The sequence below is a fragment of the Streptomyces sp. NPDC003027 genome, from assembly GCF_053591435.1.
Genome location: NZ_JBSFTU010000022.1, coordinates 1 through 12,735 on the forward strand (window position 1 = coordinate 1; position 12,735 = coordinate 12,735).

14 protein-coding genes are annotated in these 12,735 nt (G+C 71.7%); 6 read left to right on the top strand and 8 right to left on the bottom strand.

What is annotated here, in order from left to right; translation table 11 throughout:
* Positions 1-101: 101 nt before the first annotated feature.
* On the bottom strand, positions 102-1,229 hold the full coding sequence (locus ACWDX6_RS17495; RefSeq protein ID WP_451485787.1) for a magnesium and cobalt transport protein CorA: 1,128 nt from the start codon (positions 1,227-1,229) through the stop codon (positions 102-104).
* Between the two features lie 424 nt (positions 1,230-1,653).
* Here ACWDX6_RS17495 and ACWDX6_RS17500 point away from each other — a divergent pair, with 424 nt between their 5' ends.
* The 4 genes from ACWDX6_RS17500 (at position 1,654) to ACWDX6_RS17515 (ending at position 5,077) form a co-directional block, all read left to right on the top strand.
* Complete coding sequence (locus ACWDX6_RS17500; protein WP_451485788.1) at positions 1,654-2,289, top strand: suppressor of fused domain protein; 636 nt, start codon at positions 1,654-1,656, stop codon at positions 2,287-2,289.
* A 185-nt stretch (positions 2,290-2,474) separates the two neighbouring features.
* Positions 2,475-3,113 carry a DUF6758 family protein gene (locus ACWDX6_RS17505; protein ID WP_451485789.1) on the top strand — a complete coding sequence of 213 codons (639 nt, stop codon included), beginning with the start codon at positions 2,475-2,477 and terminating at the stop codon, positions 3,111-3,113.
* Between the two features lie 156 nt (positions 3,114-3,269).
* On the top strand, positions 3,270-4,130 hold the full coding sequence (locus tag ACWDX6_RS17510) for a PHP domain-containing protein (RefSeq protein ID WP_451485790.1): 861 nt from the start codon (positions 3,270-3,272) through the stop codon (positions 4,128-4,130).
* Between the two features lie 341 nt (positions 4,131-4,471).
* Positions 4,472-5,077 (top strand): MarC family protein, encoded by a 606-nt coding sequence (locus ACWDX6_RS17515; protein WP_356896601.1) that lies wholly within the window; start codon positions 4,472-4,474, stop codon positions 5,075-5,077.
* A 100-nt stretch (positions 5,078-5,177) separates the two neighbouring features.
* Here ACWDX6_RS17515 and ACWDX6_RS17520 read toward each other — a convergent pair whose 3' ends face one another.
* Positions 5,178-5,330: a hypothetical protein gene (locus ACWDX6_RS17520; protein WP_086024648.1), complete on the bottom strand. Its 153-nt coding sequence runs from the start codon at positions 5,328-5,330 to the stop codon at positions 5,178-5,180.
* Between the two features lie 176 nt (positions 5,331-5,506).
* On the opposite strand from ACWDX6_RS17520, the gene ACWDX6_RS17525 reads away from it, so the two are divergent.
* On the top strand, positions 5,507-6,433 hold the full coding sequence (locus tag ACWDX6_RS17525; protein ID WP_451485791.1) for an NYN domain-containing protein: 927 nt from the start codon (positions 5,507-5,509) through the stop codon (positions 6,431-6,433).
* A 16-nt stretch (positions 6,434-6,449) separates the two neighbouring features.
* On the opposite strand, the gene ACWDX6_RS17530 is transcribed toward ACWDX6_RS17525, so the two are convergent.
* Both ACWDX6_RS17530 and ACWDX6_RS17535 read right to left on the bottom strand, forming a co-directional pair.
* Positions 6,450-7,310, bottom strand: coding sequence for an alpha/beta fold hydrolase (locus ACWDX6_RS17530; protein ID WP_451485792.1), 861 nt, complete (start codon positions 7,308-7,310; stop codon positions 6,450-6,452).
* A gap of 121 nt (positions 7,311-7,431) precedes the next feature.
* A complete protein-coding gene (locus ACWDX6_RS17535; protein WP_451485793.1) occupies positions 7,432-9,579 on the bottom strand; it encodes a DEAD/DEAH box helicase in 2,148 nt (715 codons plus the stop codon).
* Between the two features lie 337 nt (positions 9,580-9,916).
* Here ACWDX6_RS17535 and ACWDX6_RS17540 point away from each other — a divergent pair, with 337 nt between their 5' ends.
* On the top strand, positions 9,917-10,651 hold the full coding sequence (locus ACWDX6_RS17540; RefSeq protein ID WP_403288338.1) for a ferritin-like fold-containing protein: 735 nt from the start codon (positions 9,917-9,919) through the stop codon (positions 10,649-10,651).
* Positions 10,652-10,699: 48 nt separating this feature from the next.
* On the opposite strand, the gene ACWDX6_RS17545 is transcribed toward ACWDX6_RS17540, so the two are convergent.
* The 4 genes from ACWDX6_RS17545 to ACWDX6_RS17560 all read right to left on the bottom strand — a co-directional run bounded on the left by ACWDX6_RS17545 (position 10,700) and on the right by ACWDX6_RS17560 (position 12,645).
* Entirely contained in the window at positions 10,700-10,969 is a 270-nt protein-coding gene (locus tag ACWDX6_RS17545) for a hypothetical protein (protein ID WP_403288339.1), read from the bottom strand.
* Between the two features lie 278 nt (positions 10,970-11,247).
* On the bottom strand, positions 11,248-11,475 hold the full coding sequence (locus tag ACWDX6_RS17550; RefSeq protein WP_451485794.1) for a DUF3107 domain-containing protein: 228 nt from the start codon (positions 11,473-11,475) through the stop codon (positions 11,248-11,250).
* Between the two features lie 147 nt (positions 11,476-11,622).
* On the bottom strand, positions 11,623-12,282 hold the full coding sequence (locus ACWDX6_RS17555) for a TetR/AcrR family transcriptional regulator (protein ID WP_356897296.1): 660 nt from the start codon (positions 12,280-12,282) through the stop codon (positions 11,623-11,625).
* 147 nt (positions 12,283-12,429) lie between these two features.
* The gene (locus ACWDX6_RS17560; protein WP_403288340.1) at positions 12,430-12,645 is read right to left on the bottom strand and encodes a hypothetical protein; all 216 of its coding nucleotides are present in this window, start codon (positions 12,643-12,645) and stop codon (positions 12,430-12,432) included.
* Positions 12,646-12,735 lie beyond the last annotated feature (90 nt).

The window sequence follows — 12,735 nt, forward strand, 5'->3', positions numbered from 1 at the left end:
CTCCTCCGCCTTGCGATCCGTCCCCTCGGCCCTGGCGGGCCTGGGGAGACCCCATGCACCAGACCCCGCTCCCTGATCCGGCCTGATCCAAACGACAGACCCTAGAGCCAGCCGTTGCGCTTGAGGGTGCGGTGGATGGTGAAACAGATCGCCGTGATGCCGAGTAGCACCATCGGGTAGCCGTACCTCCAGTGCAGCTCGGGCATGTGGTCGAAGTTCATGCCGTACACCCCGCACACCGCCGTCGGGACGGCCACGATCGCCGCCCAGGAGGTGATCTTGCGCATGTCCTCGTTCTGCGCGACGGTCGCCTGCGCCAGGTTGGCCTGGAGGATGGAGTTCAGCAGCTCGTCGAAGCCGACGACCTGCTCCTGCACGCGCGCGAGGTGGTCGGCGACGTCCCGGAAGTACTTCTGGATGTCGGGGTCGACCAGCCGCATGGGGCGCTCGCTCAGCAGCTGCATCGGACGCAGCAGCGGGGAGACGGCCCGCTTGAACTCCAGTACCTCGCGCTTGAGCTGGTAGATCCGGCCGGTGTCCGCACCCCGCGTGGAGCCCTTGGCGGGCGGCGAGAAGACATCGATCTCGATCTGGTCGATGTCGAGCTCGACGGCGTCGGCGACCGCGATGTAGCCGTCGACGACATGGTCGGCGATGGCGTGCAGGACGGCCGAGGGGCCCTTGCGGAGCAGCTCCGGCTCGCCCTGGAGGCGGTGGCGGAGGTTGCGCAGCGAGCCCTGCCCGCCGTGCCGGACGGTGATGACGAAGTCGGGGCCGGTGAAGCACATCACCTCGCCGGTCTCGACGACCTCGCTGGTGGCGGTGAGTTCGGTGTGCTCCACGTAGTGGATGGTCTTGAAGACCGTGAAGAGGGTGTCGTCGTACCGCTCCAGCTTGGGCCGCTGGTGGGCGTGGACGGCGTCCTCGACGGCGAGCGGGTGGAGCCCGAACTCGGCCGCGATACCGGCGAATTCGTCCTCGGTCGGCTCGTGCAGGCCGATCCAGGCGAAGCCCCCGCCCTCCCGCACCTCACGCATCGCGCCGCGCGGGGTCAGACAGGTGAGGTCGTCCACGCGGCGGCCGTCGCGGTAGACGGCGCAGTCGACCACGGCGCTGGAGGCCGAGGGGTCGCGGGTCGAGTCGTACGCCGCGTAGGTGGTGCTGGGCTTGCGCAGGGAGGGCCGCAGGGAGGGGCGGACCGCGGCGCGCAGGTCACGGATCATCGACATGGCTTGCTCCTTCACGTCGGAGCCGCCGGCGAGGCGTGGCACAGCCCGGAATGGGGGCGTGGACCTGATGTCCTACGTCCGCAAAGCGGGCGGCACCGCGGGATCGCGGTGACGGCGTTCGCTACAGACAGGCAAAGGCGAAGTGCTCTTCCGTCGTGCGCGATGCCGGGTGACCGGGCCGCGGCAACGGGCCTCGAATCACCGGAAACGGGAGAAACGCACCGGGCTCGGGTGCGGGGCGGAAGAGCGGTTGGTACTGCCCGATCGACTTCGATCCACCGCAGCCCCACCTCCTCCGGCCGGTCCCCCGTGGGGGATGACGTGTGACGTGTAGTCGGGAGTCCCGACCAGCGGCCAAGACTATCAGCCGACTGAGGGTCAATCCCTTCCTCTGCCCGTCGTGTACGCGCTTTATGCTCGCAACATGGGAGAAGTTCTTGCTCTGGTCGAGGCCAGGTTGCGTACGGCGCTCGGGGAACCGGACGCGCGGGCCGCGGTGACGTTCCTCGGGACGGACCGCGTCGAGGTGCTGCGCTTCATCGACGGTGACGTGGTGCGGTACGCGACCCTCGGCATGTCCGCGCAGCCGATGGCCGACCCCACGGCCGCGCTCGCGGACCCGGTGAAGGGCCCGCGCGCGGAACTCGTCCTCTCGGTACGGGCAGGGGTCGCCGACACCGACAAGGTGCTGCGCCCGCTCGCGGTCCTCGCCTCCACCCCGCAGGTCGAAGGGGTGATCGTGGCCGCCGGCGCCTCGCTCGACGTCGGTGAACCCCTCTGGCCCGGCGCCCCGTTCAGCTCGGTGCTCGTGGCGGAGCCGGGCGGGCTGGTGGAGGACCTGGATCTGAACGAGGCGATGTCGCGAAGCGACTCCCTGAGGGGTGGCGGCCGGGCGACGGGCGGGAGTATGGACCCCGTGCGCTTCCTGCCGCTGCTGCCGATGACGCCGAACGAGGCCGCCTGGAAGCGGGTCCACGGGGCGAAGGCGCTGGAGGAGCGCTGGCTGACGCACGGCACGGACCTGCGCGACCCGCTGCGCAGGTCGGTACCGCTGGACTGACGTAGAAGTCCGGGCCCTTTCTCGGCGTGGCCGCCGGCCCGCCTCGCGGACCCGGCTCGCGCCCATGACCAGGGGTGAACCGGCCGGGCCGGACGGGTGATCGCCCTTGACGCGGGGTGAACCGGTCCAGCCGGACGGGTGATCGTCCTTGACGCGGGCGCGCAGGGGTAGGACCGTTGGGCCCTATGAGGGGCGAACCCAGTTGCCCGAAGTGCGGTGGCCGGGTCAGGGCGCCCGGACTTTTTGCCGACTCCTGGCAGTGCGACGTGCATGGCTTCGTGCACCCGCTGCAACCCGTGATCCCGCCCAGCGTCGAGGCCCTCGGTGTCGTCGTGCACCGGGCCGAGGTACCGGTGTGGATGCCGTGGCCCTTGCCGGTCGGCTGGCTCTTCACCGGGGTGGCGTACGCGGGTGACGACCGCAGCGGCGGACGCGCCACGGCGGTCGCCTGCTCCGGCCCCGGGCCGCTCGGCGGACTCGGGGAGCTGCTGCTGATCGCCGAGGAGCTCGGCGTCGGCCTCGGGGCCCGGTACGCCGGGATCGACGGGCCCGACCCCGGACCGGGCATGTCCATCGACAAACCGGCCCAGACGAAGGTCCTCGCCGCCGGCCGTCCGACCCCGCTGTGGCATGTGAACGGCGCCCCGCACGACCGCGCGGTCTTCGCCGGGGAGGCGCGCGGGCTGTGGCTGTGGGCGATCGTCTGGCCGGAGCAGTCGGGACTGCTGATGTACGACGAGCTGGTGCTCACGGACCTGCGGGACGCGGGCGCGGAGGTGGAGCTCCTGCCGTGCGGCGCGCTGACACCGAGGCTGCTCACGTAGCGGCGTACCAGGGGCGGCGGCCGAGGGCGGTGCGGGGGCCCGTCCGCGCACCTCGGCTTGGTGGAGCCAGGAAGGCCCGCGGGCCCGGGTGTTCGATTCGCCCGTTATGCTGAAGCGTCCCCCTCGTCCGCCCCGAGCCCTCCGGAGTACCGCGTCGTGCGCATCGACCTGCACACCCACTCCACGGCGTCGGACGGTACGGACACCCCCGCCGAGCTGGTCCGCCACGCGGCCGCCGCCGGGCTCGATGTCGTCGCTCTCACCGACCACGACACCACCCGCGGACACGCCGAGGCGATCGCCGCGCTCCCCGAGGGCCTGACCCTGATCACAGGCGCCGAGCTGTCGTGCCGGCTCGACGGTGTCGGTCTGCACATGCTGGCGTACCTCTTCGATCCCGACGAGCCCGAGCTGGCAGCAGAGCGGGAGCTCGTCCGCGACGACCGGGTGCCGCGCGCTCGGGCCATGGTCGGCAAGCTCCAGGACCTGGGCGTCCCCGTCACCTGGGAGCAGGTGGCCCGGATCGCCGGGGACGGCTCGGTCGGCCGCCCGCACGTCGCGGAGGCGCTGGTCGCGCTCGGCGTCGTACCGGACGTGTCCGGAGCGTTCACGCCGCAGTGGCTCGCCGACGGCGGACGGGCGTACGTCGAGAAGCACGAACTCGACCCGTTCAACGCGATCCGCCTGGTCAAGGCGGCCGGCGGCGTCACCGTCTTCGCCCACCCGCTCGCCGTCAAGCGCGGCGAGGTCGTGCCGGAGGCCGCGATAGCCCGGCTCGCGGAGGCGGGTCTCGACGGCATCGAGGTCGACCACATGGACCACGACGAGGCGACGCGGGCGCGGCTGCGCGGGCTGGCGAAGGAACTGGGACTGCTCACCACGGGCTCCAGCGACTACCACGGCACCCGCAAGACGTGCCGGCTCGGCGAGTACACCACCGACCCCGAGATCTACGGCGAGATCACCCGCCGTGCCACCGGAGCCTTCCCGGTCCCGGGCACGGGCGGACCCGCGTAGCGCCTGTCCCGCGGATCGCGGCCGGGGGCGCGCCCCCCGGCACGGCACCTCGCCGGGTCGCCAGGCGCGCTGCCGGCCCCGCACGGTCCGGCGCCCTTGTGACGCGTCCCCTCGGCCCCGCGGGCTGGGGAGACCCGCTGCGCCGGATGCCGCGTCCTCTCCGCTCCTGATCGGTCCGACAGACCTGGGCCGGTCCGGACAGAGGCGCGTGGAACCGTTCGGCGCCCGGACGACCCGCCGTGCCCGCCCGTCCTCCGCGGGGACATCGATTTCCCCCGCCCCGGGGGCGCCCCGCGAAGGCGCCCCACACCCCTACGTACACCCCATACGCAAGGCTCACCGTGTTCGACGTCGCCGTCTTCGGCTCGCTGTTTCTGACCCTTTTTGTGATCATGGATCCCCCCGGGATCACCCCGATCTTCCTCGCCCTCACCTCCGGACGCCCGGCCAAGGTCCAGCGCCGCATGGCCTGGCAGGCCGTCGCCGTCGCCTTCGGTGTCATCACCGTCTTCGGCATCCTGGGGCAGCAGATCCTCGCGTACCTCCATGTCTCCGTCCCCGCCCTGATGATCGCGGGCGGTCTCCTGCTGCTGCTCATCGCGCTCGATCTGCTCACCGGCAAGACCGACGAGCCCAAGCAGACCAAGGACGTCAACGTCGCCCTCGTCCCCCTCGGCATGCCGCTGCTCGCCGGGCCCGGAGCGATCGTGTCCGTGATCCTCGCCGTCCAGCACGCCGAAGGCGTCGGCGGGCAGGTCTCCGTCTGGTCGGCGATCGTCGCCATGCACGTCGTGCTGTGGCTGACCATGCGCTACTCGCTGCTGATCATCCGTGTCATCAAGGACGGCGGTGTCGTGCTCGTGACCCGGCTCGCCGGCATGATGCTGTCGGCCATCGCCGTGCAACAGATCATCAACGGCGTCACCCAGGTCATCCAGGGCGCCTGAGCCCACCCCCCGTACACCCGTACACCACTGCGCCCCCGTACGGATTCCGTTCCACGGAGTCCATGCGGGGGCGCGGTGCGTGAGTGAGTGCCCTACGGCATTACGAGGCCGAGGTCTCGGCCGGGCGGATCCAGATGCGCTGGCCGATCGACGCGGCCTGCTGCACGATCCGGTTGACGGAGGCGGCGTCCACAACGGTCCGGTCGACGGGCGTGCCGTCGATGTCGTCGAGTCGCAGGATTTCGAAGCGCATGGGCTTCTCCCTTCGTCTGAGTTGATCCTCCTGATGGAGAACTGGGGTGACGTACGGTTCAACGGCGATGCATCCTGCAAATATTCCCTACGCTAAGGAAATTTTTCGGATGCCTAACTACTGACGGGTAAGGGACAATGGCGGGTGACCGGTGACCGGCGGACAATGAGGCCCGTATGAACGACACAGACATCCCTCAGACGCCGCCGGACGAGCCGGTCCACGCACTCGGTGCCCGCCTGGAGCGCACCAATGAGCTCCTCGTGCGGATGCTGGCCGAAGTGGCCAAGACACCTTCTACCCACGCCATCTTCGTCGACGCGGGTTACGTCTATGCTTCGGCCGGGTTGCTGGTCGCGGGCACCGAGGACCGGCGCTCCTTCGACCTCGACGCCGAGGGCCTGATCGAGGCCTTCATCGACAAGGCCCGCACGATCTTCGCGGACAGCCGGCTGCTGCGCGTGTACTGGTACGACGGCGCCCGACGCCGCATCCACACGCCCGAGCAGCAGTCGATCGCCGAGCTTCCGGACGTCAAGGTCCGCCTCGGCAACCTCAACTCCAACAACCAGCAGAAGGGCGTCGACTCCCTCATCCGCTCCGACCTGGAGTCGCTGGCCCGCCACCGCGCCATCAGCGACGCCGCCCTCGTCGGCGGCGACGAGGACCTCGTCTCGGCCGTGGAGGCCGCCCAGGGCTACGGCGCCCGGGTCCACCTCTGGGGCATCGAGGCCGCCGAAGGACGCAACCAGGCTGAGCCGCTGCTCTGGGAGGTCGACAGCCGGCGCACCTTCGACCTGGATTTCTGCCGCCCCTACGTGACCCGCCGACCGGTCACGACGTACGAGAACGAGGGCGAGCCGCCGCCCTCACGCGACGAGGTCCGCTTCATCGGCGCGCAGATCGCCGCCACCTGGCTCGGCGAGCGGGGCCGCGACGCGATGGCCGAGCTGCTGCCCGGACAGCCGTACCTCCCCGGCCCCGTCGACCAGGACCTCCTGATCGAGGCGGAGAAGCTGCTCAGCCGCTCCCTGCGCGGGCACGCCGCCCTGCGCAGGGCGCTGCGCGACGGGTTCTGGCAGCACCTCCAGGGCCAGTACTGACCGCCGGGTCGCGTTCCTAGCCGCAGCGCTCCCAGAACGCGGTCAGCCGGTCGGCCAGCTCCTGGGGGTGCGACACGTTGGGGGAGTGGCCCGCGCCCACCACGACCGTGTGCTGGGCGCCGGTCGTGCGTGCGGCGGCCGCGAGTTCGGCCACCGACCAGACCATCTCCCCGTCGCCGTACGCGATGTGCAACGGGACCGTGAGCCGCGCCAGCTGGGCCGTACCGTCCCGCTCACGGCGCAACAGCCGCCCTGCCGACGAGAGTTGGATGATCCGCGTGCGCATCCAGCGGCGCCGCAGGAACAGCACGATCTCCGGGGGGTCGGTGAAGCCGGGCGCCTCACCGCGGCTGTCCAGCCACCGCGTGGCCAGCCACACCCGCTCCTTGGGCAGCAGCGCGAGCGCGCCCCGCAGCATCCGCACCCGGACGCGCTGGGGCCGGGCGACCCGGCCGGGCCCCGAGGAGAGCAGCGTGAGCGACCGGAACACCTCCGGCGCCAGCCAGGCCGCCGAGCGGGCGACCAGACCGCCGAACGAGTGCCCGAGCAGATGCACCGGACCGTCGCCGAGCGCCACCGCCTGAGCGACGGCGTCCAGCGCCAGCGCCCGCCTGCTGTACGCGGACCGGTGCCGCGGCCCGGGAGTCTCGTGCTGCCCCCGCCCGTCCACGGCCACCGCGCGGTAGCCGGCCTCGCTCAGCGGTCCCAGCAGCGCGAGGAAGTCCTCCTTGCTGCCGGTGTAGCCGGGCAGCAGCAGCACCGTCCCGCGCACTTCACCGGCGGGCGCGGTGTCCAGTACGGCGAAGCCGCCACGTGCCGTCACCAGCTGGTAGGCGCGGGTGCGGGGCGGCAGCTCCAGGGACCGGGGCTTGCTCATGGAAGGACTGTAACCGCAGATCGGGGCGGTCGGCCGGGCCCCCGGCGCCGTACGGAGAACGACGCGGCGGCCCGGTCCCTGGGGAGGGACCGGGCCGCCGCGTCACGGTACGGCGAAGCCGTCAGCTCTCGGGCTGGGCGGCCGCGGCCTTCTTCGTCGTGCGGCGGCGCGGGGCGGTCTTCGGCTCCGAGGCGTCGGGCGCCTCGGCGACGACGGCCTTCTTGGCCGCACGGCGACGCGGAGCCTTGGGGGCCTCCTCGACGGCTTCGGCGACCTCGGCGACCGCAGCGGTCTCGACCGGCGCGGCGGCCTTCCTCGTCACGCGGCGACGGGGGGCCTTGGGGGCCTCCTCGACGGCCTCGACGGCCACGGGGGCCGACTCGACGGTCTCCGCCGTCACCTCGGCGACGGCCTTCTTCGCCGTGCGACGGCGGGGAGCCTTCTTCGGCTCCTCGACCGGCTCGACCGTCTCGGCCACCGGGGCGGTGGCCGCAGCGGCAGCGGCGGCCGCCGCCGTCTCCACGGTCTGGAAGGTCACCGTCTCGGCCTCGGGCCTGGCGATGCGGGTGCGACGGCGACGCGGCTTGGGCGCCTCCTCGACCACGGGAGCCGCCGGAGCGGCCGTGGCCACGGGAGCGGCGGGGGCCGAGGGGGCCTCCGCCACGGCCTGCGCGGTCGGCGCGGCGCCCGTACGGGTGCGGCGACGGCGGCGCGGGGTGCGCGGCTCGGCCGCGGCGTCGGCCGGGGCCTCCTCCGCCACCGGCGCGGCGACGGCGGCCGTCTCCTCCAGCACGGCTCCACCGCGCGTACGACGACGCTGACGCGGCGTCCGCGTACGGGCCGGGCGCTCCTCGGCGGGGGCGGCGGCCGGGGCCGCCTTCTTCCGGCCGCGGCCACCGGGCTCGCCCAGGTCCTCCAGCTCCTCCGCGCCCAGACCCGCACGGGTCCGCTCGGCACGCGGCAGGACACCCTTGGTGCCGGCCGGGATGTCCAGCTCCTCGAAGAGGTGCGGGGACGTGGAGTACGTCTCCGGCGGGTCCGGGAAGCCGAGGTCCAGCGTCTTGTTGATCAGCTGCCAGCGCGGGATGTCGTCCCAGTCGACGAGGGTGACGGCGATGCCCTTCGCCCCCGCGCGGCCGGTGCGGCCGATGCGGTGGAGGTAGGTCTTCTCGTCCTCGGGCGACTGGTAGTTGATGACGTGCGTGACGCCCTCGACGTCGATGCCGCGCGCGGCGACGTCGGTGCAGACGAGCACGTCCACCTTGCCGTTGCGGAACGCCCGCAGGGCCTGCTCGCGCGCGCCCTGGCCGAGGTCGCCGTGGACCGCGCCCGAGGCGAAGCCGCGCTGGGCGAGCTGGTCGGCGATGTCGGCCGCCGTCCGCTTCGTACGGCAGAAGATCATCGCGAGCCCGCGGCCGTTGGCCTGCAGGATGCGGGAGACCATCTCCGGCTTGTCCATGGAGTGCGCGCGGTAGACGCGCTGCGTGGTGTTGCGCACGGTCGCGCCCTCGTCGTCCGGCGAGGTGGCGTTGATGTGCGTGGGCTGCGACATGTAGCGACGGGCCAGCCCGATGACCGCGCCCGGCATGGTCGCCGAGAACAGCATGGTCTGGCGCTTCGCCGGAAGCATGTTGATGATCTTCTCGACGTCGGGCAGGAAGCCCAGGTCGAGCATCTCGTCCGCCTCGTCCAGGACCAGCGCCTTGACGTGGGACAGGTCGAGCTTGCGCTGCCCTGCCAGGTCGAGCAGTCGGCCCGGGGTGCCGACGATCACGTCGACGCCCTTCTTCAGGGCCTCGACCTGCGGCTCGTAGGCCCGGCCGCCGTAGATGGCGAGCACGCGGACGTTACGGACCTTGCCGGCGGTCAACAGGTCGTTGGTGACCTGCGTGCACAGCTCACGGGTGGGCACGACCACCAAGGCCTGCGGCGCGTCGGTCAGCTGCTCGGGCCGCGCCCGGCCGGCCTCGACGTCCGCGGGGACGGTGACGCGCTGCAGGAGGGGCAGACCGAAGCCGAGCGTCTTGCCGGTGCCGGTCTTGGCCTGGCCGATGACGTCGCTGCCGGAGAGTGCGACCGGAAGGGTCATCTCCTGGATGGGGAAGGCGGTGACGATGCCGACGGCTTCGAGCGCCTCGGCCGTCTCGGGAAGGATCCCGAGCTCTCGGAAAGTCGTAGTCAGGGTGCTGCCTCTTCTGTGAGACGCGACATGAGGCGAACGAAGGGGGTCGTACCGTGCCAGATTCGCTTCCGGCCGGATCGGACACATCCCGGATCGGATCGATCCTGGATCGTGAAGACCACAACCGGGGTGGCGCGGGACCACTGCCGTCGCTCGAGCGTCATGCCGCTGAGGGACCCTTCCGCGGTGCGCGGGGAGGGCTGTCGGGTCGGAGCCAGTCGGGCCACCGACCGGGCATCCTCATTCATGAGATGGCCCACCGGGTACGTCCGAACACGCGAAAGCATGTCCGCATACTCAGCAGGCGCTTTATCACTGTACCCCGGAATCGCGCAGGTGTGTCGGGAGAATTCGTAATGAGTGCGCGGTCACAGTGACTGACCAGGGCCTTCCTCGTCCCGGCGAGCGGGCTATTGTGCGCTTCATGGAGACGCCTGACAACGCCACACCGGCCGAGGAAACCACCGGGATCGCCGCCCAGGACTGGGCCACGGCATCCGCAGAGCCGCAGTACCGCGCCGCGGTCGTCGACCTTCTGGGCGCCCTCGCCTACGGCGAACTGGCGGCGTTCGAGCGGCTCGCCGAGGACGCCAAGCTGGCGCCCACCCTCGCCGACAAGGCCGAGCTGGCGAAGATGGCCACCGCCGAGTTCCACCACTTCGAGCAGCTGCGGGACCGCCTCACCGCCGTGGACGCCGAGCCGACGGCCGCGATGGAGCCGTTCGCCAAGGCGCTCGACGACTTCCACCGCCAGACCGCACCTTCCGACTGGCTGGAGGGCCTGGTCAAGGCGTACGTCGGCGACTCGATCGCCAGCGACTTCTACCGCGAGGTGGCGGCCCGGCTGGACTCCGACACGCGTCGGCTGGTGCTCTCCGTGCTCGACGACACGGGTCACGGCAACTTCGCCGTGGAGAAGGTCCGCGCCGCGATCGACGCCGACCCGCGGGTCGGCGGACGGCTCGCGCTGTGGGCGCGCCGGCTGATGGGCGAGGCGCTCTCCCAGGCCCAGCGGGTGGTCGCCGAGCGCGACGCCCTGTCGACGATGCTGGTCGGCGGCGTGGCCGACGGCTTCGATCTGGCGGAGGTCGGCCGGATGTTCTCCCGCATCACCGAAGCCCACACCAAGCGCATGGCGGCCCTCGGCCTGGCCGCGTAGCCGAGCGCCCGGAGGCGGCGGCGGGGGCGGTGCGTGGTGCGGCGCTGCTCACGCCGCCGCTGATCGGCGCAGCCGGCGCGACGCCGGACGGATCAGCAGCGAGAGCAGTACGGCCGAGACGGCGAGCGCGCCAATCAGGGTGGCCAGGACATGGCCCGGCCCCAGCGCCCCATGGGTGACGAGGGCGCCGAACACGGCGCCGAGCGAGCCCGTGGTGAGGACGACCCCACGTGCGGGGAGGCGGTCGGGCAGCCGGTGCACGGCGGCCCAGGCCAGGGCGAGTCCGAGCAGAGCGGAGCCGAGGGCTTCCAGGAACACGGGATCACCTCGCGTGCGGAGCGTGGCCGGGCAATTCGGTCGTAGGCGGTCCTACCCGGGCCGCGCGGAAAACAACCCTCCCTCGCCCCCCTCACCAGCGCATTCGGCCCACACGCAACGGGACACGCCGATACCCGGCGAGACGGGGCACGGCGAGACGGGGCGCGGAGAGGCGCGGTGGGGCGGCGCGCGAAGAGGCGCGCGACCTTCTGTGGCATGGCAGACGAAAGGCCCGGCGGACCTGGTCCGCCGGGCCTTTCGTCGTATGGACGTACGTCTCAGAGCGCGCCGAAGCCCACCCGGCGCACCGCCGGCTCGCCGATCTCCACGTACGCGATCTTCTCGGCCGGGATCAGGACCCTGCGGCCCTTCTCGTCCGCGAGGCTGAGCAGCTGCGCCTTGCCGGCCAGCGCGTCGGCCACGGCGCGCTCGACCTCCTCGGCGGACTGCCCGCTCTCCAGAACGATCTCCCGGGGTGCGTGCTGCACGCCGATCTTGACCTCCACGGCTATGTCCCTCCGAACGGTCAGCGTTGCGCGTATCCCCGCGCCGTACGCTGCACACATTAGCCCGGTGAGGGGACACCCACGGCGCAGCCGCTCAACGCCAGGAGCGAACAGCGGCGACCCGGAGCGGCGGGCCGGACCGGAGCGTCAGTGGCCCTCGGCGCTCAGCTGGCCGTCCGCCGGGTGCAGCGGGAACCCGGCGATACCGCGCCAGGCCAGCGAGGTCAGCAGCGCCACCGCCTTGTCGCGCGGGATGGCCGACTCGCTGGAGAGCCAGTAGCGCGCGACGACCTGCGAGACCCCGCCGAGGCCCACGGCCAGCAGCATCGACTCGTCCTTGGACAGACCGGTGTCCTCCGCGATGACGTCGGAGATGGCCTCCGCGCACTGCAGGCTGACCCGGTCCACGCGCTCGCGCACGGCCGGTTCGTTGGTCAGGTCCGACTCGAAGACGAGCCGGAACGCGCCACCCTCGTCCTCGACGTACGCGAAGTACGCGTCCATGGTCGCCGCCACCCGGAGTTTGTTGTCCGTGGTGGACGCGAGGGCCGTGCGCACGGCCTGGAGGAGCGCCTCGCAGTGCTGGTCGAGAAGGGCGAGGTAGAGCTCCAGCTTGCCGGGGAAGTGCTGGTACAGCACCGGCTTGCTGACACCCGCGCGCTCGGCGATGTCGTCCATCGCGGCGGAGTGGTAGCCCTGTGCGACGAACACCTCCTGGGCTGCCCCGAGGAGCTGGTTCCGTCGGGCTCGGCGCGGCAGGCGCGTGCCCCGAGGGCGTGCTGCCTCTGTCTGCTCGATGGCTGTCACGCCGCCTCCCAAAAATCGATCCATGCGCGCTCTGGCGCCGCGCCCGCCATCGTACTTTTGGGTAACCCGGCTGTGCGCGGTGCGGACGCAGAATTTCACGGACCGGACGCCCGGAGCGATCGGCAATTCAACGTTAAACAGAACAAATCAGCGGTAGTCGTCTTCGTCCAGCGTGACCACGCGTGCCTGTTCCGAGGCGTCGGCCTCGTTCGCCGACTCCTGTTCCAGATGCGTGGGCGGCTCGTCCTCACGCTGCTGAAGTTCGGTGTGCTGCTCGGCCGCGTCGGCCTCGGGGGTCTCCTCGTCCAGCACGACGGCCTCTTCCTCGGCGAAAGTGTCCGGCTCATTGGGATCGACAGTCATACGGTTCCTCTCCGGCGCGCGGTTCCTCTCCGATGACCCTGTCCTTCGAGACTAGAAGCACACTCCGCTCGGCGCACCCGATCCTGTGAC

Excerpts from the sequence above, each read along its gene's own strand:
- ACWDX6_RS17495 (WP_451485787.1), bottom strand. The coding sequence starts at position 1,229 with ATGTCGATGATCCGTGACCTGCGCGCCGCGGTCCGCCCCTCCCTGCGG.
- ACWDX6_RS17530 (WP_451485792.1), bottom strand. The coding sequence starts at position 7,310 with ATGAGCAAGCCCCGGTCCCTGGAGCTGCCGCCCCGCACCCGCGCCTAC.
- ACWDX6_RS17500 (WP_451485788.1), top strand. The coding sequence starts at position 1,654 with ATGGGAGAAGTTCTTGCTCTGGTCGAGGCCAGGTTGCGTACGGCGCTC.
- ACWDX6_RS17540 (WP_403288338.1), top strand. The coding sequence starts at position 9,917 with ATGGAGACGCCTGACAACGCCACACCGGCCGAGGAAACCACCGGGATC.
- ACWDX6_RS17535 (WP_451485793.1), bottom strand. The coding sequence starts at position 9,579 with ATGTGTCCGATCCGGCCGGAAGCGAATCTGGCACGGTACGACCCCCTT.
- ACWDX6_RS17560 (WP_403288340.1), bottom strand. The coding sequence starts at position 12,645 with ATGACTGTCGATCCCAATGAGCCGGACACTTTCGCCGAGGAAGAGGCC.
- ACWDX6_RS17520 (WP_086024648.1), bottom strand. The coding sequence starts at position 5,330 with ATGCGCTTCGAAATCCTGCGACTCGACGACATCGACGGCACGCCCGTC.
- ACWDX6_RS17525 (WP_451485791.1), top strand. The coding sequence starts at position 5,507 with ATGAACGACACAGACATCCCTCAGACGCCGCCGGACGAGCCGGTCCAC.
- ACWDX6_RS17505 (WP_451485789.1), top strand. The coding sequence starts at position 2,475 with ATGAGGGGCGAACCCAGTTGCCCGAAGTGCGGTGGCCGGGTCAGGGCG.